Origin of the sequence: Micromonospora sp. C81 (genome assembly GCF_018070425.1) — a bacterium.
GTDB classification, from domain to species: Bacteria; Actinomycetota; Actinomycetes; order Mycobacteriales; family Micromonosporaceae; genus Micromonospora; species Micromonospora zamorensis.
In genome coordinates this window covers 49,589-71,675 of record NZ_JAGPXS010000026.1, presented here as the reverse complement: position 1 = coordinate 71,675, position 22,087 = coordinate 49,589, and the positions used below count along the sequence as shown (strand labels likewise).

The 22,087-nt window shown below is 70.1% G+C and carries 23 protein-coding genes; 4 read left to right on the top strand and 19 right to left on the bottom strand.

Features of this window, described 5'->3' with window-relative positions:
- Nucleotides 1-11 precede the first annotated feature (11 nt).
- Nucleotides 12-863, top strand: coding sequence for an ABC transporter ATP-binding protein (locus KBX46_RS29705; RefSeq protein WP_210795264.1), 852 nt, complete (start codon nucleotides 12-14; stop codon nucleotides 861-863).
- Nucleotides 860-1,705 carry an ABC transporter permease gene (locus KBX46_RS29700; RefSeq protein WP_210795262.1) on the top strand — a complete coding sequence of 282 codons (846 nt, stop codon included), beginning with the start codon at nucleotides 860-862 and terminating at the stop codon, nucleotides 1,703-1,705. Before KBX46_RS29705 ends, KBX46_RS29700 begins: the two co-directional genes overlap by 4 nt.
- Before the next feature lie 51 nt (nucleotides 1,706-1,756).
- On the opposite strand, the gene KBX46_RS29695 is transcribed toward KBX46_RS29700, so the two are convergent.
- On the bottom strand, nucleotides 1,757-2,605 hold the full coding sequence (locus KBX46_RS29695) for a 3-hydroxyacyl-CoA dehydrogenase family protein (RefSeq protein WP_088949905.1): 849 nt from the start codon (nucleotides 2,603-2,605) through the stop codon (nucleotides 1,757-1,759).
- 176 nt (nucleotides 2,606-2,781) lie between these two features.
- Complete coding sequence (murA, locus tag KBX46_RS29690; RefSeq protein ID WP_210795260.1) at nucleotides 2,782-4,224, bottom strand: UDP-N-acetylglucosamine 1-carboxyvinyltransferase; 1,443 nt, start codon at nucleotides 4,222-4,224, stop codon at nucleotides 2,782-2,784.
- Here murA and KBX46_RS29685 point away from each other — a divergent pair.
- Nucleotides 4,223-4,795, top strand: a complete 573-nt coding sequence (locus KBX46_RS29685) for a cob(I)yrinic acid a,c-diamide adenosyltransferase (RefSeq protein WP_088949907.1) — start codon at nucleotides 4,223-4,225, stop codon at nucleotides 4,793-4,795. The genes murA and KBX46_RS29685 overlap by 2 nt on opposite strands.
- 316 nt (nucleotides 4,796-5,111) lie before the next feature.
- Here the strand turns inward: KBX46_RS29685 and KBX46_RS29680 are convergent, their stop codons facing one another.
- The 13 genes from KBX46_RS29680 to glyA form a co-directional block, all read right to left on the bottom strand.
- Entirely contained in the window at nucleotides 5,112-5,567 is a 456-nt protein-coding gene (locus tag KBX46_RS29680) for a DUF2550 domain-containing protein (protein ID WP_088949908.1), read from the bottom strand.
- A 12-nt stretch (nucleotides 5,568-5,579) separates the two neighbouring features.
- On the bottom strand, nucleotides 5,580-5,861 hold the full coding sequence (locus tag KBX46_RS29675; protein WP_088949909.1) for a F0F1 ATP synthase subunit epsilon: 282 nt from the start codon (nucleotides 5,859-5,861) through the stop codon (nucleotides 5,580-5,582).
- 88 nt (nucleotides 5,862-5,949) lie between these two features.
- Nucleotides 5,950-7,086 (bottom strand): LCP family protein, encoded by a 1,137-nt coding sequence (locus KBX46_RS29670; protein ID WP_210795258.1) that lies wholly within the window; start codon nucleotides 7,084-7,086, stop codon nucleotides 5,950-5,952.
- Nucleotides 7,087-7,314: 228 nt separating this feature from the next.
- Nucleotides 7,315-8,751, bottom strand: coding sequence for a F0F1 ATP synthase subunit beta (gene atpD / locus KBX46_RS29665; RefSeq protein ID WP_099848184.1), 1,437 nt, complete (start codon nucleotides 8,749-8,751; stop codon nucleotides 7,315-7,317).
- Nucleotides 8,751-9,680 (bottom strand): F0F1 ATP synthase subunit gamma, encoded by a 930-nt coding sequence (locus tag KBX46_RS29660; RefSeq protein WP_141910935.1) that lies wholly within the window; start codon nucleotides 9,678-9,680, stop codon nucleotides 8,751-8,753. The genes atpD and KBX46_RS29660 overlap by 1 nt, the downstream gene beginning before the upstream one ends.
- A 4-nt stretch (nucleotides 9,681-9,684) precedes the next feature.
- Nucleotides 9,685-11,337, bottom strand: a complete 1,653-nt coding sequence (atpA, locus tag KBX46_RS29655) for a F0F1 ATP synthase subunit alpha (protein WP_088949913.1) — start codon at nucleotides 11,335-11,337, stop codon at nucleotides 9,685-9,687.
- Nucleotides 11,338-11,480: 143 nt separating this feature from the next.
- Nucleotides 11,481-12,302 carry a F0F1 ATP synthase subunit delta gene (locus tag KBX46_RS29650; RefSeq protein ID WP_210795256.1) on the bottom strand — a complete coding sequence of 274 codons (822 nt, stop codon included), beginning with the start codon at nucleotides 12,300-12,302 and terminating at the stop codon, nucleotides 11,481-11,483.
- Nucleotides 12,302-12,838 (bottom strand): F0F1 ATP synthase subunit B, encoded by a 537-nt coding sequence (locus KBX46_RS29645; protein ID WP_210795254.1) that lies wholly within the window; start codon nucleotides 12,836-12,838, stop codon nucleotides 12,302-12,304. The genes KBX46_RS29650 and KBX46_RS29645 overlap by 1 nt, the downstream gene beginning before the upstream one ends.
- Before the next feature lie 27 nt (nucleotides 12,839-12,865).
- Nucleotides 12,866-13,108: a hypothetical protein gene (locus KBX46_RS29640; protein ID WP_088949916.1), complete on the bottom strand. Its 243-nt coding sequence runs from the start codon at nucleotides 13,106-13,108 to the stop codon at nucleotides 12,866-12,868.
- Nucleotides 13,109-13,172: 64 nt separating this feature from the next.
- Nucleotides 13,173-13,970, bottom strand: coding sequence for a F0F1 ATP synthase subunit A (gene atpB / locus KBX46_RS29635; protein ID WP_088949917.1), 798 nt, complete (start codon nucleotides 13,968-13,970; stop codon nucleotides 13,173-13,175).
- An 11-nt stretch (nucleotides 13,971-13,981) separates the two neighbouring features.
- The gene (locus tag KBX46_RS29630) at nucleotides 13,982-14,218 is read right to left on the bottom strand and encodes an AtpZ/AtpI family protein (RefSeq protein ID WP_088951984.1); all 237 of its coding nucleotides are present in this window, start codon (nucleotides 14,216-14,218) and stop codon (nucleotides 13,982-13,984) included.
- A gap of 189 nt (nucleotides 14,219-14,407) precedes the next feature.
- Nucleotides 14,408-14,833 (bottom strand): hypothetical protein, encoded by a 426-nt coding sequence (locus tag KBX46_RS29625; RefSeq protein WP_088949918.1) that lies wholly within the window; start codon nucleotides 14,831-14,833, stop codon nucleotides 14,408-14,410.
- Nucleotides 14,826-16,115, bottom strand: a complete 1,290-nt coding sequence (gene glyA, locus KBX46_RS29620) for a serine hydroxymethyltransferase (RefSeq protein ID WP_210795252.1) — start codon at nucleotides 16,113-16,115, stop codon at nucleotides 14,826-14,828. Before glyA ends, KBX46_RS29625 begins: the two co-directional genes overlap by 8 nt.
- Before the next feature lie 35 nt (nucleotides 16,116-16,150).
- On the opposite strand from glyA, the gene KBX46_RS29615 reads away from it, so the two are divergent.
- Complete coding sequence (locus KBX46_RS29615; protein ID WP_210795250.1) at nucleotides 16,151-17,614, top strand: SDR family oxidoreductase; 1,464 nt, start codon at nucleotides 16,151-16,153, stop codon at nucleotides 17,612-17,614.
- Between the two features lie 12 nt (nucleotides 17,615-17,626).
- Here the strand turns inward: KBX46_RS29615 and KBX46_RS29610 are convergent, their stop codons facing one another.
- The 4 genes from KBX46_RS29610 to prmC form a co-directional block, all read right to left on the bottom strand.
- Nucleotides 17,627-19,741 (bottom strand): transglycosylase domain-containing protein, encoded by a 2,115-nt coding sequence (locus KBX46_RS29610; RefSeq protein WP_210795248.1) that lies wholly within the window; start codon nucleotides 19,739-19,741, stop codon nucleotides 17,627-17,629.
- Between the two features lie 107 nt (nucleotides 19,742-19,848).
- Nucleotides 19,849-20,460: a phosphotyrosine protein phosphatase gene (locus tag KBX46_RS29605; RefSeq protein ID WP_088949922.1), complete on the bottom strand. Its 612-nt coding sequence runs from the start codon at nucleotides 20,458-20,460 to the stop codon at nucleotides 19,849-19,851.
- Nucleotides 20,461-21,108: an L-threonylcarbamoyladenylate synthase gene (locus KBX46_RS29600; RefSeq protein WP_088949923.1), complete on the bottom strand. Its 648-nt coding sequence runs from the start codon at nucleotides 21,106-21,108 to the stop codon at nucleotides 20,461-20,463.
- Nucleotides 21,108-22,055, bottom strand: a complete 948-nt coding sequence (gene prmC / locus KBX46_RS29595) for a peptide chain release factor N(5)-glutamine methyltransferase (RefSeq protein WP_210795246.1) — start codon at nucleotides 22,053-22,055, stop codon at nucleotides 21,108-21,110. Before prmC ends, KBX46_RS29600 begins: the two co-directional genes overlap by 1 nt.
- Between the last annotated feature and the right edge of the window lie 32 nt (nucleotides 22,056-22,087).

Sequence of the window (22,087 nt, the reverse complement as noted above, 5' to 3'; positions counted from 1 at the left end):
CACTGGACGGCATGGATGACGAGCTGGCCATCTCCGTCCGAGGGCTGCGCAAGGCGTACGGCGACAACGTGGCGGTGGCGGGCGTGGACCTCGACGTGCGCCGCGGTGAGGTGTTCGCGTTGCTCGGCCCGAACGGTGCCGGCAAGACCACCACGGTGGAGATCCTGGAGGGCTACCGGCACCGGGATGCCGGCGAGGTCTTCGTGCTCGGCGCGGACCCGGCCCACCCGGACGCCGACTGGCGCTCCCGTGTCGGCATCGTGCTCCAGGGCACCGGCGAGTTCGACGAGCTGACCGTGGCCGAGGTGATCCGGCACTTCTCCGGCTTCTACCCCGCCGCCGACGACCCGGACAAGGTGATCGAGCGGGTTGGGTTGGGCGCCAAGGCGAAGGCCCGTACGCACACCCTCTCCGGCGGGCAGAAGCGCCGCCTGGACGTGGCGCTGGGCATCATCGGTCGCCCCGAGTTGCTCTTCCTCGACGAGCCGACCACCGGCTTCGACCCGGAGGCCCGCCGCGAGTTCTGGGAGCTGATCCGCGACCTCGCCGCAGCCGGCACCACCATCGTGCTGACCACGCACTACCTGGACGAGGCGGAGGCGCTCGCCGACCGGGTCGGTGTGATCGCCGGTGGGCGACTGGTCGAGGTGGCCGCCCCGAACCGGCTGGGCAACCGGCAGGAGGCCCTGGCCACGGTCTCCTGGCGTAACCCCGACGGGTCACCGGGAAGCGCACAGAGCGCCACACCGACGACGCTGGTGGCGGACCTGGCTGCGTGGTTCGGCGGCGAGGTCCCCGGCCTCACGGTGACCCGGCCGACCCTGGAGGACGTCTACCTCACCATGATCGGACATGCGCGATGACCACCACGACAAGGCCGGCGACGCCGGCCACCGCGACCCGCAGCCGTCGGTCCGGTGCCGGCGCGCTCGCGCTGCGCCAGGGCCGGCTGGAGATCACCCAGTTCCTGCGCAGCCGGGAGTCAGTGGTCTTCACCATGGGCTTCCCGATCATCATGATCCTGATCTTCGCGTCGATCTTCAGCGGGGAGATCGGTGGCGGGGTCAAGTACACCCAGTACTTCATCACCGGCATGATCGCGACCGGCCTGATGACGGTGAGCTTCCAAAACCTGGGCATCTGGATCCCGATCGAGCGGGACCGGGGGGTGCTCAAGCGCTACCGGGGCACGCCGATGCCGAAGTGGGTCTGGTTCGCCGGCAAGGTGATCATGGTGGTGGCGATCGGCATCGCCGAGACCGCGCTGCTGCTGGCCGTCGCGGTGGCGCTGTTCGACCTCGACCTGCCCGGCACCGCCGCGAAGTGGCTGACCTTCGGCTGGGTCGCCGGGCTCGGGGTGACCGCCTGCACCCTGTGCGGCATCGCCATCTCGTCGCTGGCCCGCACGGCACGCAGCGGCTCGGCGGTGGTCACCCCGGTCGCCCTGGTGCTCCAGTTCATCTCCGGGGTGTTCTTCGTCTTCACCGACCTGCCCACCTGGATGCAGCAGGTGGCGGCGCTTTTCCCGCTCAAGTGGATGTGCCAGGGGCTGCGGTCGGTCTTCCTGCCCGACGGCTTCGGCGCCCAGGAACCGGGCGGCTCGTTCGAGCTGGGCCGGGTCGCGCTGGTGCTGGCACTGTGGTGCGTCATCGGCGTGGTGCTCTGCATGACCACCTTCCGCTGGACCACCAAGCGCGACGGCTGACGCGGAGAAAGGGGGCGGACGCTGTGCGTCCGCCCCCTTTCCATGTCCCGCTCAGTACGTGTAGAAGCCCTTGCCGGTCTTGCGGCCCAGGTCGCCCGCGGTGACCATGCGCTGGAGCAGCTCCGGCGGGAAGAACTTCTCGTCGGCCGTGTCGGTGTAGATGTTCTTCGAGGCGTGCAGCAGCACGTCCACACCGGTCAGGTCGGTGGTGGCCAGCGGACCCATCGCGTGCCCGAAGCCGAGGCGGCAGGCCGTGTCAAGGTCCTCGGCGGACACCACGCCGGACTCCACCAGCTTGACCGCCTCCATCACCAGGGCGGAGATCAGCCGGGTCGTGACGAAGCCGGCGATGTCCCGGTTGACCACCACCACCGTCTTGCCGATCTCCTCGGCGAAGGCCCGTGCGGTGTCCAGCGCGGCGTCGCTGGTCTTGTAACCGCGTACCAGCTCGCAGAGCTGCATCATCGGCACCGGGGAGAAGAAGTGGGTGCCGACGACCGACTCGGGTCGCTCGGTCACCGCGGCGATCTGGGTGACCGGGATGGCCGAGGTGTTGGTGGCGAGCACAGCGTCGGCCTTGCAGATCTTGTCCAGGGCACGGAACACCTCGTGCTTGATCTCCAGCCGCTCGAAGACCGCCTCGACCACGATGTCCGCGTCCGCCGCCGCCTCCAGGTCGGTGGTCGGGGTGATCCGGGCCAACGTCGCCTCGACCTCGGACGCCTCGATCTTGCCCTTCTCGGCGAACTTTTCCAGCGACTTCCGGATGCCGCCCAGCCCCCGGGTGGTGGCCGCGTCGTCCAGGTCGCGCAACGTCACCTGCCAGCCGGCCTGCGCCGCCACCTGAGCGATGCCGGAGCCCATCAGCCCGGCCCCGACGACCGCGAGTCGACCCGCCATCTACTTCTCCCTCGCTGCGATTGAGTGCCTGCAAACACCCTAGTCGGCGAGCCTGAACGATGGCTAAGGGGCGTCCGGGAGGTGCCTCCCGGCAAGGAGGCGGTCCGGCACCCGCCTCCCGGCATGGCGGCGGCCCGGCGGCACTGCCCGGGCCTGCCGTACGGCCTCCCGGCGGGTCAGATCTCCAGCGACGGTTCCTCCGGTGCGGTGCCCCGCTCGATCGCCACCCCGAGTGCGCGCAGGTCGGCCACGAAGTCCGGGTACCCCCGGTCGACGTGGTGCACGTGGGAGACCTCGGTGACACCCTGCGCGCAGAGCCCGGCGATGATCAGCCCCGCTCCGGCGCGGATGTCGGTGGCCCGCACCGGCGCACCGGACAGCCGACCCCGCCCACGGACGACCGCGTGATGCCCATCGGTCTTGATGTCCGCACCGAGCCGCATCATCTCGTTCGCGAACATGAACCGGCCGTCGAAGATGTTCTCGGTGATCAGAGAGGCGCCGTCGCTGACCGCGGCCAGCCCGATCGCCATCGGCAGCAGGTCGGTGGCGAAGCCGGGGTACGGCAGCGTCACCACGTCCACCGCCCGGGGCCGCTCGTCCATCCGTACGCGGAAGCCGTCCCCCCTGGTCTCCACCAGGCCACCGGCCGCCACCACCTTGTCCAGCGCGACCTCCAGGTACGCGGGGTCCAGCCCCGTCACCGTCACGTCTCCCCGGGTCATCGCCGCGCCGAACGCCCAGGTGCCGGCGACGATCCGGTCCCCCACCGTGGCGTGGCGCACCGGGCGCAGACCGGGGACCCCGGTGATCCGCAACGTGGACGTGCCCGCGCCGACGATCCGCGCGCCCATCTCGTTGAGCATCGTGCAGATGTCGACGATCTCCGGCTCGCGGGCCGCGTTGTCGATCATCGTGGTGCCCTGGGCGAGCACCGCCGCCATCACCAGGTTCTCGGTCGCGCCGACGCTGGGGAAGTCCAACACGATGTCCGCGCCGCGCAGCCCTTGCGGGGCGGAGGCGATGACGAACCCGTGCTCACCGGAGATCTCCGCGCCCATCCGGGTCAGCCCGGAGATGTGCATGTCCAGCCCCCGCGACCCGATGGCGTCGCCGCCGGGGTGGGCCACCCGCACGTACCCCCGGCGGGCCAGCAGCGGGCCGAGCACACAGATCGACGCGCGCAACCGCCGGACCAGGTCGTAGTCGGCCTCGGCACCAGGCTGCTCGGGCACGTCGATGGTCACCGAGCGGGACCGGGCCACCCCACCGCGGGCGACCATCGGGTCGACCGGGTCGTCCGCGTCGAACCGGACGTCGCAACCCAGCCGGCGCAGCACCTCCCCCATGATCGCGATGTCGGTGATCCGCGGGACGTTCGTGATCACGCTGCGGCCCGGCGCGAGCAGCGCGGCGGCCATCAGCTTCAGCGCCGAGTTCTTGGCACCGACCACGTGCACGGTGCCGGCCAGGCGGGCGTCACCGTGGACCCGGATGACGTCGACGTCGTTGACCGCCGTGTCGCCCGCGTCGCCGGGGCCCACCACCACAGGCCAACTGGCGGAGCTGTCCGGCCGCGCCGGGATCGTCAGGTCGGGAATCCGTAGGCTGTGCGTCATGGCCGTCCACCTCACGCGCATCTACACCAAGGCCGGCGATGCCGGCATGACCAGGCTGAGCAACAACGAGCAGGTGCCGAAGACCGATCCACGCATCGCCGCGTACGCGGATGTCGACGAGTGCAACGCGGCGATCGGCGTCGCGATCGCCATGGGCGAGCTCGACGAGGTGCTGCGGGGAGTGCTGGGGTCGGTGCAGAACGACCTGTTCGACGTCGGCGCCGACCTGTCCACCCCGGTCGAGCCGGAGCCGAAGTACCCGCCGCTGCGGGTGACCGAGGAGTACGTCGAGCGCCTGGAAGGCTGGTGCGACGAATACAACGCACGCCTGAGCAAGCTCGACTCCTTCATCCTCCCCGGCGGCACCGCAGGCGCGGCGCTGCTGCATGTGGCGCGAACCATCGCCCGGCGTGCCGAACGGGCGGCGTGGGCGCTGGTGGCCCACGATCCGGACCGAACCAGCACGCTCCCGGCAAAGTATCTCAACCGGCTCTCCGATCTGCTCTTTATCCTGTCAAGAACGGCAAATCCGGCGGGAGACGTGCTATGGGTGCCAGGCGGCAAGCGCTGACCTGAGGGCTCTGCACCACGTCGAGCAGTGACTTCCCGATCTGACCGCCCCCACGCCTACCTGAACCGAGTGGGCGACGTGATCGACTCGGGTTCAAGAAAAAGGGGCATCCAGACCAGCAGGACATCGAGTCGATCACCAGCGACGCAGAAGGCGGAACCCAGCCTCACCGGTAACGGCAGGTGACAAAAACCGCGCCAGAACGACGCAGGGTGCCCAAGAAGGGTTTCCGGGGAGCCCGCCCGGCGCAGGGATCAAGCCTGACCGCCCGGAGCCGGGCGGGCTCCCCGGAAACCCCACGGCGACCAGAGACGGCTCAGGCAGCCGGCCAGTCCTGGGAGGCCAGACGTGGCGAGACCGCCCCCGGAGGGGCGGCCTCGAGCCAGGACAGGAAACCGGTCACTGTCGATCGCGCCATGGCGATCTCCACCGGTGCGTGGTGACTGGTACAGCGGAGGATCACCCAGTCGGCCGGCATGGAGAGCCGTTCCTGACCTTCGGGCAATCGGCGGCGCTCCACCGCCAGCCCTTTGCGCGACAGCACCCGCTTGGGGCGGATCGCGAAGCTGAACATCCGGTACCACCGAAGCTCGTCATCGGCGAACCGACCGAAGCCGGGCGACCAGCCGCGGCCGTCGAGCATGGTGGAGACCCGGACGCTGAGCCGGATGATGCCACCGCTGCGGGTGACCAGAGCTCGCCGGACGAAGAGAATGAAAAGCGCGCCGAGGATGACGACTACGCCGATCCCGAATCCTTCGACGATCTCCATCCCCGGTGTGACTCAGCGGCTCGGCGCGGAAACCGGGGTTGCGCTCTCGGCCAGCACGGTGACACCGTTGGCGCTCACCGAGAGGAAGCCGCCGGCCACCTCGTAGGTGACCTGCTCACCACCGGCGAGCTTGATGCGCACCTGGCCGGGCTCGGCGAGCTGGCCGAGCAGCGGCGCGTGCCCCGGCAGAACACCCAGCTCGCCCTCGGTCGTGCGAGCGACGACCATCTCGGCGTCACCCGACCAGACCTTCTCCTCGACGGCGACGAGCTCGACGTGAAGCTGCTGTGCCACGCTGTCTCCTTGCTGCGGCTACGGATTGCCGAAAGTCTAGCCTGACGCCGGCGCGCGCCCCACGCGGGTGGGGAGAACCACGCCCCGGCTACTTGGTCTTGTTGACGAAATCGGGGTGCTCCAGCAGGAACGGGTCGAGTTGCTCGCTCTTCAGCGCGGCGAAGAAGTCCGGAACCCCCGGCTGGAACTGCTCACCCAGGTATCTCTTGCCGTCGTACACGCCGCCACCGGGCAGTTTGATCATCTGGATCGTATTGGGGCGGATGTCCTTCAGGGCGAGCCCGAAGTCGACGACGCTGTTGCCCCGCCCGTTGAAGATCAGCGACTGCCCGGCGGCGCGGAGCACCTTGTCCAGCTTGATCGGATTGGACACCACGTCGGCGCTGAACGCCTGGCCGACCATGGCCTTGACGAACTGCTGCTGGTGGCGCTGCCGGCCGTAGTCGGAGTCCGGAACGCCGTTCTTCGGGTAACGCTGCCGAACGTAGTCCAGCGCCTGCCACCCACTCAGGTGCTGGTTGCCCTTCTTGTAGACCGCCTGCGGCCCGACGTAGCCCTCGCCGCGAGTGTTGCCCGGCCGGGCCTTGCCGTCCGGCTGCTTGTGCTCGGACTTCACTTCCCGCTCGACGTACATGTTGACGCCACCCATGGCATCGACGATCTTCTGGAAGCCGGTGAAGTTGATGATCGCGCCGGCGTCGAACCGCTTGATGCCCGTCACGTTCTGCACGGTCGTGGCCAGCAGCTCGAAGCCCCGGGCGGCGTCGGGCTTCGCCCCCGGCACCTGGCTGCCGAACGACATGGCGGCGTTGATCTTCGTGGACTCGCCCGCGAAGTTGGCCTTCTTGAACGCCGGGATGTGCACGTAGAGGTCGCGCGGCAGTGAGAAGAGGTAGGCCCGGTCCATCGTCGCCGGCACGTGCAGCACCATGATCGAGTCGGCCAGCGGCGCCGCCGTCGCCGTACGCGGGTCGATGCCGACCAGCAGGATGTTGAGCGGGCCCTTGATCTCGCTCTTCTTCGCCTGGGCACCGGCCGCCTGGTCGCCGAACAGGTCCGCCTTGCCCACCGCACCCTCGTAGCGGGCCATGAGCACCTCAGTGCCGACCAGCACGGCACCGCTGAGCACGGTCAACACGGTGCCGAACACCGTGCAGATCCTGGCCCAGCGCGGCACACCCCGCCAGACCGACGACTTGCGGCCACTCTTGCCGGCCTTACCCACGAGTTCTCCGTTCGTTACGCCCCACGGGAGGAAGACGGGCGCACGTCGCCGAAAGGTTGCAAAGATCAAAGCTCTTTCACATAAGAGCGCGGAACGACCGTATCTCGGGTGGCTCGTCTGTGCCGACAACGAGTAACGGACCGCGACGACGATAGGACGCGAACATGAACAAAAGACTGCCCCGGCATTGCCGGGGCAGTCTCTTTGTTGCAGATCCGATCGAGCTGGTCAGTCCTTCATCAGCTCCGCAGCCTTGGCCTCGAGGTCCTCGAGACCGCCGCACATGAAGAACGCCTGCTCGGGGAAGTGATCGTACTCACCCTCGCTGATCTTGCGGAACGCCTCGATGGTCTCCTTGATCGGGACCGTCGAGCCCGCCACGCCGGTGAACTGCTCCGCGGCGTACGTGTTCTGCGAGAGGAAGCGCTCGATCCGCCGGGCCCGAGCCACGGTGATCTTGTCTTCCTCGGAGAGCTCCTCGATACCGAGGATGGCGATGATGTCCTGCAGGTCGCGGTAGCGCTGCAGGATCCGCTTCACCTCGGTGGCGACCTGGAAGTGCTCCTGGCCGACGAACTCCGGGGCGAGGATCCGGGACGAGGACGCCAGCGGGTCCACGGCCGGGTAGATGCCCTTGTCGGAGATCGACCGCTCCAGGTTGGTGGTCGCGTCCAGGTGGGCGAACGTGGTGGCCGGAGCGGGGTCGGTGTAGTCGTCCGCCGGCACGTAGATCGCCTGCATCGACGTGATGGCCTGGCCCCGGACGGAGGTGATCCGCTCCTGGAGCTCGCCCATCTCGTCGGCCAGGGTCGGCTGGTAACCCACGGCGCTCGGCATACGGCCGAGCAGGGTGGACACCTCCGAACCGGCCTGCGTGAAGCGGAAGATGTTGTCGATGAAGAGCAGCACCTCCTGCTTCTTCACGTCCCGGAAGTACTCCGCCATGGTCAGCGCGGAGAGGGCCACCCGCAGCCGGGTGCCCGGCGGCTCGTCCATCTGGCCGTAGACCAGCGCGGTCTTGTCGATGACGCCGGACTCGGTCATCTCGGCGATGAGGTCGTTGCCCTCACGGGTGCGCTCACCCACGCCGGCGAACACCGAGGTACCACCGAAGTTGCGGGCAACACGGGTGATCATCTCCTGGATGAGCACCGTCTTGCCCACGCCCGCGCCGCCGAACAGACCGATCTTGCCGCCCTTGACGTACGGGGCGAGCAGGTCGATCACCTTGATGCCGGTCTCCAGCATCTCGGTCTTCGGCTCCAGGTCCGCGAAGGCCGGGGCCTTGCGGTGGATGCCCCACCGGTCGTCGGCCTCGAACGTCTCGCCCTCTTTGAGGTTCAGCACCTCGCCGATCGCGTTGAACACCTTGCCCTTGACCGCGTCGCCCACCGGCACGGTGATCGGCTCGCCGCGGTCACGCACCTCAGCGCCGCGAACCAGGCCGTCCGTCGGCTGCATCGAGATGGCACGGATCAGGTTGTCACCCAGGTGCTGGGCGACCTCCAGGGTCAGCGTCTTCTCACCGCCGGACAGCTTCACGTCAACGTTGAGCGCGTTGAACAGGGCCGGCATGGCGTCGCGCGGGAACTCGGCGTCGACGACCGGGCCGATGACCCGGACCACGCGACCCGTGGCCGTCTTGGTCTCTACTGGTGCAGTCATCACACTTCACTTCCCGACGCGGCCAGCGCGTTGGCGCCGCCGACGATCTCGCTGATCTCCTGGGTGATCCCGGCCTGGCGAGCCGAGTTCATCTCGCGCGTGTACTTCTCGATCATCTCTTCGGCGTTGTCGGTGGCGCTCTTCATCGCCCGCCGACGTGCCGCCGACTCACTCGCCGCCGACTCGATCAACGCCGCGTAGATCCGCGTGTTGATGTACCTCGGCAGGAGCGCGTCGAGCAGCGCCTCCGCCTCCGGCTCGAACTCGTACGCCGGCAGCAGCCCCTCGGAGCGCGGCCGGTCCTCCACCTGCATCGGACCGATTACCTTGGTGACCGGGTTCTGCGTCATCAGCGAGTGGAACTCGGTGTAGACGATGTGCAACTCGTCGACGCCGAGCACGCCGTCCGCTCCGGCACCGCCGTCGACGTCGTCCGCACCAGCCGTGAACGCCTTGATCAGCGTCTCACCGACGGTGCGGGCGTCCTCGAACGACGGCTGCTCGCTGAACCCGGTCCAGTTGGCCTCCATCGGCCGTTCGCGGAACCGGTAGAACCCGACGCCCTTACGCCCGATGACGTAGAGCACCGGCTCCTTGCCGTCCGCCTTGAGGCGCGCGATCAGCGACTCCGCCATCCTGATCGCGTTGGAGCTGTAACCGCCGGCCAGGCCACGGTCGCTGGTGACCAACAGGACGCCGGCCCGCCGCACCCGCTCGCGCGGGGTGAGCAGCGGGTGGTCGATCCGCGCGTTGGACGCCAGCGCCGTGAGCACACCGGTGATGGCCTGGGCGTACGGCAGGGACGCCTGCACCCGGGCCTGAGCCTTGGCGATCCGGCTCGTCGCCACGAGCTCCATCGCCTTGGTGATCTTCTTCATCGACTTCGCCGAGCGGATCCGTTGACGAAGAACGCGTACCTGGGCCGCCACGGGATCAGCTCTCGGCCGGGCGGTCGGTCGCGCTGTCGCGGAAGCGGGTCACCGTCTCGCGGTTCTCGTCGCCCTCAAGCGGCGCGGCCGGCGCGTCGTTGACCCGACGCTCGTCCTCCTTGTTGAGGAAGACCTGCTTGAACTCGGCGATCGCGCTGTCCAGGGAGCCGATGATGTCATCGTTCCACTGGTTGTCGGCGATGCCGGCCAGCACACCCTCGTGCTTGTGCCGCAGGTACTGGAGGAACTCCGACTCGAAGCGCCGGACCTCACCCACCGGGATGTCGTCCAGCTTGCCCTCGGTGCCGGCCCAGACCGAGACGACCTGCTCCTGCACCGGGAACGGCGAGTAGTTCGGCTGCTTGAGCAGCTCGACCAGGCGCGAACCGCGGTCCAGCTGGGCGCGGGAGGCCCGGTCCAGGTCGGAGGCGAAGGCGGCGAACGCCTCCAGCTCGCGGTACTGCGCCAGGTTGAGCCGCAGCGAACCGGCGACCTTCTTCATCGGCTTCACCTGCGCGGCGCCACCGACCCGGGAGACCGAGGTGCCGACGTTGATCGCCGGACGAACGCCCTGGTTGAACAGGTCGGTCTCCAGGAAGATCTGGCCGTCGGTGATCGAGATGACGTTGGTCGGGATGAAGGCCGAGATGTCGTTGGCCTTCGTCTCGATGATCGGCAGACCGGTCATCGAGCCGCCACCCAGCTCGTCGGAGAGCTTCGCGCAGCGCTCCAGCAGGCGGGAGTGCAGGTAGAAGACGTCACCCGGGTACGCCTCACGGCCCGGCGGGCGACGCAGCAGCAGCGACACGGCCCGGTACGCCTCGGCCTGCTTGCTCAGGTCGTCGAAGACGATCAGAACGTGCTTGCCGCCGTACATCCAGTGCTGCCCGATGGACGAGCCGGTGTACGGGGCGAGGTACTTGAAGCCGGCCGGGTCGGACGCCGGGGAGGCCACGATCGTCGTGTACTCCATCGCGCCGGCCTCTTCCAGCTGCCCCTTGATCGAGGCGATGGTGGAGGCCTTCTGACCGATGGCGACGTAGATGCAGCGGACCTGCTTCTTCGGGTCGCCGGTGCGCCAGTTGTCCCGCTGGTTGAGGATGGCGTCCAGGGCGACAGTGGTCTTGCCGGTCTTGCGGTCACCGATGATCAGCTGCCGCTGACCCCGACCGATCGGGGTCATCGCGTCGATGGCCTTGATGCCGGTCTGCAGCGGCTCGTCGACGGACTGCCGGGACATCACGTTCGGAGCCTGAAGCTCCAGCTCGCGGAAGCCCTCGTTGGCGATGTCGCCGAGCGCGTCGATCGGATCGCCGAGCGCGTTGACCACGCGGCCGAGGAAGGCGTCGCCGACCGGAACGGAGAGAACCCGCTCGGTGCGCTTGACGCGCTGCCCCTCCTCCAGCTTGGCGGAGTCGCCGAGGACGACGACACCGATCTCCCGGACGTCGAGGTTCAACGCCACGCCGAGCGTGCCGTCCTCGAACTCGAGGAGCTCGTTGGTCATGGTCGAGGGCAGGCCCTCGACGTGGGCGATGCCGTCGCCGGTGTCGGCGACGGTGCCGACCTCCTCGCGGGAGACGTCGGACGAGTAGGAGGAGACGTAGCGCTCCAGGGCGCCGCGGATCTCCTCCGTCGAGATGGTCAGCTCGGCCATCCTCTGCTTCCTTAAAATTCAGGGGCCCGGGATACCTAGTACCAACCGGTCCGAATGGCGTCTGTCAATCCGGGCGCTGGGCGGCGGAGCCGCCGCCCCGATGCTGGGCGGCGAGGCCGCTCAGCCGCTGGACGGCGAGCCGTTCAGCGCTTCGCGAGCGCGTTGCGGGTCTCGTTGAGGCGGCGCAGGATGGTGCCGTCGTACAGGTCGGAGCCGACCCGGACGCTCACGCCACCGAGGACGGCTGGGTCGACCGTCTGCTTGACGGAGACCTCTCGACCGTATATCGCGGTGAGGCTCGCGCCCAGCCGACGCTCGTCCTCGTCACTCAACGGGGCCGCGACGGTCACGTACGCCACCTGCCGGTCACGCCGGTCGGCGGCGAGCTCGACCAGTCGGGTGAGCGCTCCGTTGAAGGAACGTCCCCCGAACCCGCCGAGCGCCGCCTCGACGAGGCGGACGGTGACCGGGCGGGCCTTGTCGGTGAGCAGCTCACGGGCCAGGGTGGCCCGCTGCTCGACCGGGGCGACCGGGTCGGCGAGCGCGTTGCTCAGCGCCGACTGACCGGCCACGACCTGACCGAAGCGGAACAGCTCGTCCTCGACCTCGCCCAGCTCGCCGGCCTTGTCGGCGCTGGCGAGCAGCGCCTCCACGCCCAGTCGCTCGGCGCCGCTGAGCAGCTCCGACGGTGCCGACCAACGGCCGGACACCAGGACCACGAGCAGGTCGAGCGCGTCCGCGCCGATCCGCCCACCCAGCATGTCGCCGAGCAGGGCGCCACGGTCCTCGCCGGACCGGGACGGCTCGGAGAGCGCCCGGCGCAGCCGCGGCTCACGCCGCAGCAGGGTCGCCACGGAGAGGATGGCGTCGGCGGTGGAGGCCACCGCCGACGGCTCCGCGCCGCGGACGTACGCGTCGAGGCGCTCGGCCGCGACCTTGTACGACTCCCGGCTGGCGGCCTGCATCAGCGGGCCCCAGTGCTCTCGAGGCCGCTCAGGAACCGGTCGACGGTGCCCTTGCGTCGCGCCTCGTCGGCCAACGACTCGCCAACGATCTTGCTGGCGAGGTCCACCGCGATCGTGCCGACCTCCGTGCGCAGCTCGCGCACGATGGTGGCCCGCTCGGCGGCGAGCGCGTCCTTGCCGGCCTGGATGACCCGGTCGGACTCCTCCCGCGCCTTGGCGAGGATGTCCTGCCGGATGCCCTCGGCGTCGGCCCGCGCGTCGTCACGGATCTTGGCGGCGTCGGTCCGAGCCTCAGCGAGCTGGGCACGGTATTGCTCGAGCAGCTGGTTCGCCTCGGCCTGGGCGGCCTCGGCGCGCTTGATGCCGCCCTCGATCGCGTCGACCCGAGCCTGGAACGTCTGCTCCATGCGGGGGAAGACGAACTTCATCAGCACGAAGCAGAGAACGATGAAGGCGATCCCACCGACCACGATCTCTTGCCAGATCGGAATGATCGGGTTGTGGGATTCACCACCCTCAGCGGCGAGGAAGTACATAGGTGACCTCCCGGTCGACGAGCGGGATTAGAGCTGGCCCTGCCAGATGAAGCCGAAGGCGATACCCAGCAGCGCGAGCGCCTCGATGACGGCGAAGCCGATCCAGACGTACGGCAGGGTCATCCGCGACGACTCCGGCTGACGGGCGGTCGACTGGATGTAGGCGGCGAAGACCAGGCCGACGCCGATACCCGGACCGATGGCCGCGAGGCCGTAGCCGATGGCGGCGGTGCTGCCAACGACACCTTCTGCGGCGGCGACGTAATCCATTAGTGGTTCCTCCTGGTTATCACGCGTGTCTCTCACGCGGGACGACAACGGTTGGTGCGGTGGATCAGTGCTCTTCGGCGAGCGCGCCCTGCACGTAACTGGCGGTGAGGACGGTGAAGACGTATGCCTGCAGGCAGATCACCAGGAACTCGAGGAAGGTGAGCGCGATGGTCATCACCCAGGAGAGCACCGAGACCGGAGCCAGCCAGGCGTTGGCGCTCAGCATGGCGAAGCCACCGAGCGTGAAGACCAGCAGGAGCATGTGGCCGGCGAACATGTTCGCGAAGAGACGAACCGCAAGGGAGAACGGCCGGACGATGAACGTCGAGAAGAGCTCGATCGGGATCAGCAGCGGCAGGATGAACCACGGCGCCGGCGGAACCAGAGAGTTCTTGAAGTATTTGACGAACCCGTGCTTCTTGATGCCGACGTAGTTGAACAGCACGTAGCTGATGATCGCGAGGAACGCCGGGAAGGCGATGTGCGAGTTCGGCGAGATCTGGAAGAACGGCACGATCGCGAAGAAGTTCGTCAGCAGCACGAAGCAGAAGAGCGTCGTGAAGTACGGAGCGAACCGCACCCCCGCGTGACCGATCATGTCGACCGCGATGTTGTTGCGCACGAAGCCGTAGATCGACTCGGCGAGCCACTGCTTCTTGGTCGGCACCAGCTGCGGCTTCCGGTAGGTCGCCAGGAAGAAGATGATCAGGACGCCGACCGCGACCCAGACCATTGCCGTGATCTTGGTGAACCAGTACGAGTCGTGCGCACCCCAGGGCAGGATGCTGGGCAGGTAAAAGTCCTCCACACTGGGTGGGAATGCCGCCTGGCCCGCTGCCAGAACGTTCGCCTGTCCGAACACCGCGTCCCTTCCTAAGTAGGCGTGCCGAGTCGGCGGACGACCAGGATGATGCCCCCGGCCATACCGAGCACGACGCCGATCCCGGTGGCAACGCCGCCGGTGTCGAGCCACTGGTCAATCAGCCAGCCGATGAAACCCCACACGAGCATGCCTCCGATGAGGTAGCTGAGCGCGGTCCAACCCTGACCGGCGCCGGACGGAATATCGTCCGGTTCACCGGCGGGACGGGGGGTTTGGTCACCAGCCATGACGGGGCGAACGATATCAGCCGGGAAGACGAGGCTGTGCCTCACCCCCCGCACAACCATCGTTGTGTGGGCTTCTCGTGGGCGCCGTCGTCTGTGGGCACGCTACTCCCCTTCCGCCCGTCGGAAAATGACCGGAGGCCGACACATTGCGGCGCGTCCGCTGGTTGGGACGACCTGCCAACGGCCAGGTCAGCCCTGCGGCCGGCGGGCGTGCACCGTGGTCAGCCACCAGATGTGCACCGCCGTCCACACTGCCACCCCGGAGACGATGCCGAGGCAGAGCGGGACCAACCCGGCCCAGCCGGTCGACGCCACCGCCACCATCACCACGCCCAGCAGGGTGAACTTCAGCACGTACAGGCCCAGCCCGAGCGGCAGCAACAACTGCGGGTTGACCTGGTCGGCCCGGGCCAGCACCACCGTGGTCAGGGTGTAGCTGAGCACCGTGACGCCCACGCCGGCCGCCGCGCCGAGCGCCGCCGTCGCGCCGCCGGTCACCGCACCCACCACCGCGGCGACCACCGCCAACGCCGCCGACGCGGCCAGCAGCACCGGCAGGTGCCGCAGCCGCCACCGCCGGTCGGCGTCGGGCTCGACCACCCCGGGCTCAGCCACGGGGGTACGCCGGAAACGCCGCGACCAGCTCGGCCACCTCGGCGCCGAGCCGAGTCAGCTCGTCGGCGCCTCCCGGTGCCCCGGGATCGGTGCGCACCGCACGGGCGATCAGGGTGGCCACCTGCCGCATCTCCCCCTCCCGCATGCCCTGGGTGGTGACGCTCGGCGTGCCCACCCGGATGCCGGAGGCCACCATCGGCGGCTGCGGGTCGTACGGGATGGCGTTCTTGTTCAGGGTGATCGACGCGGCGTCGCAGCGTCGCTCGGCCTCGGCGCCGGTCACCCCCAGCTCCCGCAGGTCGATCAGGGCCAGGTGGGTGTCGGTGCCACCGGACACCGGGCGCATGCCCTCGTCGGTCAGCCCGGCGGCGAGCGCCTGGGCGTTGGTGACGACCTGCCTGGCGTACGTCTGGAACTCCGGCTGGGCGGCCTCGCGCAGCGCGACCGCCTTGGCCGCGACGGCGTGCATCAGCGGGCCACCCTGGGTGAAGGGGAAGACCGCCTTGTCGATGCGCTGGGCCAGCGACTCGCGGCACAGGATCATGCCGCCGCGCGGACCGCGCAGCACCTTGTGGGTGGTGGCGCAGACGACGTCGGCGTACGGCACCGGGGACGGGATGGCCCGGCCGGCGACCAGGCCGATGAAGTGCGCGGCGTCCACCATCAGGTACGCGCCCACCTCGTCGGCGATCTCCCGGAAACGGGCGAAGTCGATCAGCCGGGGGTACGCGGTGGCACCACAGATGATCAGCTTGGGTCGGTGCGCCCGCGCCAGGTCCCGTACCTCGTCGTAGTCGATCTGCTCGGTGTCCGGCCGCACCGGGTAGCCGACCGGGCGGAACCACTTGCCGGAGAAGTTCACCCGGCTGCCGTGGGTGAGGTGCCCGCCGTGCGGCAGGTCCATCGCCAGCACCGTGTCACCCGGCTGCACCAGCGCGGCGTACGCGGCCAGGTTGGCGCTCGCACCGGAGTGCGGCTGGAGGTTGGCGTGCTCGGCCCCGAAGAGCTCCTTGGCCCGGGCGATGCCGATCTCCTCGGCCCGGTCCACCTCGGCACAGCCGCCGTAGTAGCGCCGGCCCGGGTAACCCTCGGCGTACTTGTTGGTCAGGGTCGAGCCGAGCGCGGCCAGCACCGCCGGCGAGGTCAGGTTTTCGCTGGCGATGAGCTGCAGGCCACCCCGCAACCGGTCCAGCTCGCCGAGGACCACCCCGGCGATCTCCGGGTCGGTGGCCCTGAGCTGCGCGAAATCCGGCCCCCAGAAGGTGCTCGTCTCGGTCTCCACAGCGAACGAGTCTAGGGGGCCGCACACTGGGACCTGTGAGATGCCTCGTCACGGGAGCCACCGGATACATCGGCGGGCGGCTGACACCGCTGCTGCTGGCCGACGGGCACACCGTCCGCTGCCTCGCCCGCAAGGCCGTCCGGCTGCGGGACGTGCCCTGGGCCTCGGCGGCCGAGATCGTCGAGGGGGACCTGAGCCGGCCGGAGACGCTGCCCGCCGCATTCGCCGACGTGGACGTCGCGTACTTCCTGGTGCACTCCCTGGGCCGGCCCGACTTCGAGGAGGCCGACCGCACGGCGGCGACCAACTTCGCGGCGGCGGCCCGCGCTGCCGGCGTACGCCGGATCGTCTACCTGGGCGGGCCGGAGCCGGCGTCCGACGCGGAGGTCCCGTCCCCCCACCTGCGGTCCCGGGCCGAGGTGGGCCGGATCCTGCTGGCCAGCGGGGTGCCGACGGCCGTGTTGCGGGCCGCGGTGATCATCGGCTCCGGCTCGGCGTCGTTCGAGATGCTGCGGTACCTGACCGAGCGGCTACCCGCCATGATCACCCCGCGCTGGGTCCACAACCGGATCCAACCGATCGCGGTCCGCGACGTGCTGCGCTACCTGGCCGGCTCCATCGCGCTTCCGCCGGACGTCAACCGGGGCTTCGACATCGGCGGGCCGGACGTGCTGACCTTCCTCGACATGATGCAGCGCTACGCCCGGGTGGCCGGGCTGCGCCGACGGATCATCGTGCCGGTCCGCGCGCTCACCCCGTCGCTCTCGTCGCACTGGGTCGGCCTGGTCACCCCCGTGCCGAATGCCATCGCCCGTCCCCTGGTGGAGAGCCTGATCCACGAGGCGGTCGCGCACGAGCACGACATCGCCCGGTACGTGCCGGACCCACCCGGTGGGCTGACCGGCTTCGACGACGCGGTGGCGCTGGCGCTCGCCAAGGTGCGTGACGCCCAGGTGGAGACCCGTTGGTCGAACGCGAGCGGCCCGGACGCGCCCGCCGAGCCGTTGCCCACCGACCCGAAGTGGTCCGGCGGCACCGCCTACACCGACGTCCGCGAGAGGGTGGTGGACGCCCCACCGGCGGCGCTCTGGCGGATCGTCGAGGGTGTCGGCGGGGAGCACGGCTGGTACTCGTTCCCGCTCGCCTGGTCGATCCGCGGCTGGCTGGACCGGCTGGTCGGCGGGGTCGGGCTGCGTCGGGGCCGACGCGACCCGCACCGCCTCCAGGTCGGTGAGGCGCTGGACTTCTGGCGGGTCGAGGAGATCGTCCCGGGCGAGTTGCTCCGGCTGCGCGCCGAGATGCGGCTGCCCGGCCGGGCCTGGCTGGAGATGCGGGTGCTGCCAACTGACGACGGCCGCAGCCGCTACCAGCAACGCGCGGTCTTCCTGCCACGCGGGCTGAGCGGCCACGCCTACTGGGGGTCGGTGGCGCCCTTCCACGCGGTGGTCTTCGGCGGGATGGCTCGCAACATTGCGCGCAACGCCGAACAGGCCCCCTGATCCCCGCAGGTCTCAGTTGCCGGTGCGGGCTCCGGTGACCTGGAGGGCGGTTCGTTCGCTCGGCGGGACGAAGTCGCGTACCGGTTGGTCGCGCAGGGCGACGGCGAGCACCTCGCCGACCGCGTCCACCATCCGGGCCTGTACCGCCTGACCGACCGCGTCCCGGGGATCGTCCGGGTTCGCCGCCATCGAGGCGACCGCCAACTGCGGCGTGAACGCCACCACGGTCTCCGTCTCGTACCGCTCCGAGCTGCCGGTCTTGCCCGCCACGGGACGGCCGAGCCGCGCGCGCAGCCCGGGTGCGGTGGCGCCGTCGCAGCGCCCGTACATCGACTGGTCGCCGACCGGGCAGCGTGCCGCGTCGGTGGCCGCCCGGGCCACGTCGGGGTCGAGCACCTGCCGGCAGTCCGGCTTGGCGGCGTCGACCGGCCGGCCACCCGAGTCGGTGATCGAGACCACCGGCAGCGGTGCGCACCAGGTCCCCTCGGCAGCCACGGTGGCGTACGCGGTGGCCAGGTCCAGCGGCGTCGTCGCGGCCACGCCCAGGGTGAACGGGCCCCAGTTCTTCGCGCCGTAGCGGGCCAGCTTGGCGTCGGAGTCGGCCCGCAGCACGATGCCGAGCCGCTCGGCCATCTCCACCACCCGGTCGGCGCCCACCTTCTCGGTGAGCCAGGCGAAGTACGTGTTCACCGAACGGCCGAACGCGCTCCACATGGTGCGCGGGCCGTCCATCGACGAGGGGCTGGCGTTCGTCGGGCACCAGTGACCGTCACAGCTCGCCGCCCCGGTGACCGGGAAGCGGGTGAGCAACTGGGTCGGCGCCACGAAGTCGGTCGACAGCGGCAGGCCGGACTCCAGCGCGGCCAGCATGGTGAAGAGCTTGAACGTCGAGCCACCCTGGTACCCCTCGATCGCCCCACCGCCGGCGACCAGCTGGTTGACGGTGTTGGGGCGGTTCTTCTGCCCGACCGGGTTGTCCTGCACGCTGTAGGCACGGTTCACCGACATCGCCAGCACCCGCCCGGTGCCCGGCTGCACCACGGCGGTCGGCACCGCCTCGGCGTCCGTCGGCCGGTAGATCTTCAGCACCTGCTCGGTGGTGGCCCGCTGCACCCCCGGGTCCAGCGACGACACGATCGAGAACCCGCCCCGGCGCAGCGCGCGCTGCCGCTCGTCGGCCGTCGCGCCGAACGCGGACTGGCTGCTCCACCAGCGGGTGAACCAGTCGCAGAAGAAGCCCCAGTCGTTGTGCGCCTCGGGCACCCCGGTGCAGTCGTTCGGGGTCTCATTCGGCTGAAGCTGCAACGGTTCGGCCCGGGCCGCCGCCGCCGCGTCCGCCGGCACCTGCCCCGACTCCACAAGCCGCTCCAACACGTACGACCGTCGGGCCAGCGCGGCGTCGGCGTCGCCGTTGATCGGGTCGTCGCTGTCCGGTGACCGGACCAGACCGGCCAGCAGCGCCGCCTGGGACAGGGTCAGGTCGGCCGGAGACCGGGAGAAGTAGCGCTTGCTGGCCGCCGCGATGCCGTACGCCCCTGCGCCGAAGTAGGCGATGTTGAGGTAGCGGGTGAGGATCTGCTCCTTGTCGAGCTCCCGTTCCAGCGCGAGCGCGTAGCGCATCTCCTGGAGCTTGCGCACTGTGGTGACCTCGGTGGCGGCCACCCGCTGCGCCTCGGTCAGCCGGGGGTCGCTGCTGAGCACGTTGCGGACGTACTGCATGGTCAGCGTGGAGGCGCCCTGCCGCGTCCGCCCGTCCCGCTTGTTGACGGTGAACGCGCGCAACACGCCGCGCAGGTCCACGCCGCTGTGCTGGTAGAACCGGACGTCCTCGGCGGCCACTATGGCCTGGCGCATCACCGGGGCCACCTCGTGCAGCGGCACGTCCACCCGGTCCTCCTGGTAGAAGGAGGTGATCACTGTGGTGCCGTCGTTGGCGTAGAGGTTGGAGCGCTGGGCGGTCGGCGGCGTACGGAGTGTGTTCGGCAGCTCTGAGTACGGCGTGGACAGGTTGCTGAACCCGATCCCGAAGGCCAGGGCCGCCGGCAGGGCGGCTGCGGCCAGCACCAACCCGGCCAGCACTCCGGCGATCACCACGGTCAGCAGTTTGTCGAGATGGGCCCGGATCATCAGCTCTCCCCGCAGGAGCCGGTCACGCTAGGACCCGTTCAGGATGACCCGAAACGCCCCTTTCGCCACTGGTTTTCCCCAAACCCGGAGGAAACTCGCACCAAGGCTCAGGGCAGCAGTGCGCCGGCCAGCGGGTGCACCGTCTCCTCGATCTCGTCGGCGACCCGGCTGAAGCACTGGTCACCGCGACCCCACGGGTCGTCCAGATCATCGGTCGGCAACGCCGAGGCGCCCAACCGGACGTCATGGGCCGCCGCCACCAGAGCCACACCCCGGGCGTACACGGCCTCCGGGGTCGCGTCACCCGGCGGCAACGCGGTGGCGTCCACCGCGGCCAACAGCCGGCCGAACTCCCCCAGCACGAACGTGCGGGCCGCCGCGTCCGGCCGCAGCGCCACCACGTACTCCTGCTGGTCCGCCGTAGCGGTCAGGACCAGGTCGGCGGCGTCGATGTGGTCCGAGCGCAACTTGCGGGCGGCGAACCCCTCGACGTCCCCACCCCGGCCGGTCACCTGCCGCGCCGCCGGCGGGTTCATCTCCTCGCCCGCGTGCCAACCACCCGTCCCGGCGCTGTGGCTGTGCACCAGCTCCTCGGCGCGGGCCGGGTCCTCCGCACGCCGCGTCAACCGCTCCCGCACCGCCAGGGCGAGCAGCCGCTCCGCCATCGGCGAGCGGCAGATGTTGCCCATGCACACGTGCAGCACCGTGAACGGGGGCACTCAGACCGCCCGACCGTCGATGAGGTCCGGTACGACGTCGCGCAGCTTCTCCAACGGGATCGCCCCCGCCCGCAGCAGTTGCGGCACCTCACCGGTCAGATCCACGATCGTGCTGGGCACCGGGTCCGGGCAGGGCCCGGCCTCCAGGTAGGCCCGCACCGAGTAACTGAGCTGGTCACGCGCCTCCTCGGCGGTCACCGCGGCGGGCTGGCCGGTCTTGTTGGCCGACGAGACCGCCATCGGACCGGTCTCGCGCAGCACCTCCAGCGCCACCGGGTGCAGCGGCATCCGCACCGCCACCGTGCCCGTCTTGTCGCCCAGATCCCACTGGAGGCTCGGCGAGTGCTCGACGACGATCGTCAGGGCACCCGGCCAGAACGCCTCCACGAGATCCCGTGCGGCGGTGGGCAGCGAGAAGACCAACCCGTCCAGGGTGTGCCGCGAGCCGATCAGCACCGGCGGCGGCATCTGCCGACCCCGGCCCTTGGCATCGAGCAGCGCCTTGACCGCGTACGGGGTGAACGCGTCCGCGCCGATCCCGTACACGGTGTCCGTCGGAAGGACGACCAGCTCGCCGTTCTTGACCGCCTCGATCGCCGCAGCGATGCCGCGGTCCCGATCGGCGGGCGACCGGCAGTCGTAGAGCATCACGGGGAGTCAGTCTGCCACGCCGCCCCGATCGGGGCGTGCTGGCCGTCCGCCCGTCGGGACGCGGTGGCGAAGCGGGGCCGTCCGGTGAGGTCCCGATGCTCCGTGACAGCGGTGAACCCGCCGTGCCCGGCGAGCAGCCCGGGCACCGCCGCGCCGTGCGTGTCGTCGTGCTCGACCCCGAACGCGCCACCGGGGCGCAGCAGCGCCGCCGCCCGGGTGACGACCGGCCGGATCACCGCCAGACCGTCCGCGCCGCCGAAGACCGCCTCCGCCGGGTCGTGCCCGGCCACCTCCGGGGGGACCACCACGTCGTCCGGCACGTACGGCGGGTTGCAGAGCAGCACGTCCACCCTGCCCACCAGGTCCGCCAGCAGATCCGGCGCGGTCACGTCGGCCTCGACCACCTCGATCGGCCGGTCCCCCGCCGCGGCCCGCTCCGCCGCGTTGCGCCGCAGCCAGGCCAACGCCGCCGGGGACCGCTCCACCGCGATCACCCGCGCCCCCGGCAGCTCCTGGGCGACCGCCAGCGCGATGGCGCCCGAGCCGCTGCACAGGTCGACCACCACCGGGTCGGGCCGGCCCTGGGCCTGCTCGACGCCCCACCCGGCCAGCAACTCGGTCTCCGGCCGGGGCACGAAGACACCCGGGCCGACCAGCAACTCAAGGTGCCGGAACCCGGCGCGACCGGTCAGATGCTGCAACGGCTCCCGCCCGGCGCGACGACGCGTCAGGTCGTCGAGCCGCGCCAACTGGTCGTCGCTGAGGTCGTCGGCGAGCGCCAGCCGACCCCGGGGCACCCCGAGCACGTACGCGGCCAGCAACTCGGCCTCCACCCGGGCCGAGCCGACCCCGGCGGCGGCGAGCACCCGGGCCGATCGGGCCACTGCGACGGACGGACGGGTGGGGCCTGTCCCTCCGGGGGGGTGTTGCGGCAGAGTACTCACGACATAATCATGAAGCGTCGCGGGCGGCGCGA

Excerpts from the sequence above, each read along its gene's own strand:
- murA (WP_210795260.1), bottom strand. The coding sequence starts at position 4,224 with ATGACGCACAGCCTACGGATTCCCGACCTGACGATCCCGGCGCGGCCG.
- KBX46_RS29600 (WP_088949923.1), bottom strand. The coding sequence starts at position 21,108 with ATGCTCTACGACTGCCGGTCGCCCGCCGATCGGGACCGCGGCATCGCT.
- KBX46_RS29695 (WP_088949905.1), bottom strand. The coding sequence starts at position 2,605 with ATGGCGGGTCGACTCGCGGTCGTCGGGGCCGGGCTGATGGGCTCCGGC.
- atpA (WP_088949913.1), bottom strand. The coding sequence starts at position 11,337 with ATGGCCGAGCTGACCATCTCGACGGAGGAGATCCGCGGCGCCCTGGAG.
- KBX46_RS29685 (WP_088949907.1), top strand. The coding sequence starts at position 4,223 with ATGGCCGTCCACCTCACGCGCATCTACACCAAGGCCGGCGATGCCGGC.
- KBX46_RS29630 (WP_088951984.1), bottom strand. The coding sequence starts at position 14,218 with ATGGCTGGTGACCAAACCCCCCGTCCCGCCGGTGAACCGGACGATATT.
- KBX46_RS29645 (WP_210795254.1), bottom strand. The coding sequence starts at position 12,838 with ATGTACTTCCTCGCCGCTGAGGGTGGTGAATCCCACAACCCGATCATT.
- KBX46_RS29640 (WP_088949916.1), bottom strand. The coding sequence starts at position 13,108 with ATGGATTACGTCGCCGCCGCAGAAGGTGTCGTTGGCAGCACCGCCGCC.
- atpD (WP_099848184.1), bottom strand. The coding sequence starts at position 8,751 with ATGACTGCACCAGTAGAGACCAAGACGGCCACGGGTCGCGTGGTCCGG.
- KBX46_RS29705 (WP_210795264.1), top strand. The coding sequence starts at position 12 with ATGGATGACGAGCTGGCCATCTCCGTCCGAGGGCTGCGCAAGGCGTAC.
- KBX46_RS29610 (WP_210795248.1), bottom strand. The coding sequence starts at position 19,741 with ATGATCCGGGCCCATCTCGACAAACTGCTGACCGTGGTGATCGCCGGA.
- KBX46_RS29680 (WP_088949908.1), bottom strand. The coding sequence starts at position 5,567 with ATGGAGATCGTCGAAGGATTCGGGATCGGCGTAGTCGTCATCCTCGGC.
- KBX46_RS29650 (WP_210795256.1), bottom strand. The coding sequence starts at position 12,302 with ATGCAGGCCGCCAGCCGGGAGTCGTACAAGGTCGCGGCCGAGCGCCTC.
- KBX46_RS29700 (WP_210795262.1), top strand. The coding sequence starts at position 860 with ATGACCACCACGACAAGGCCGGCGACGCCGGCCACCGCGACCCGCAGC.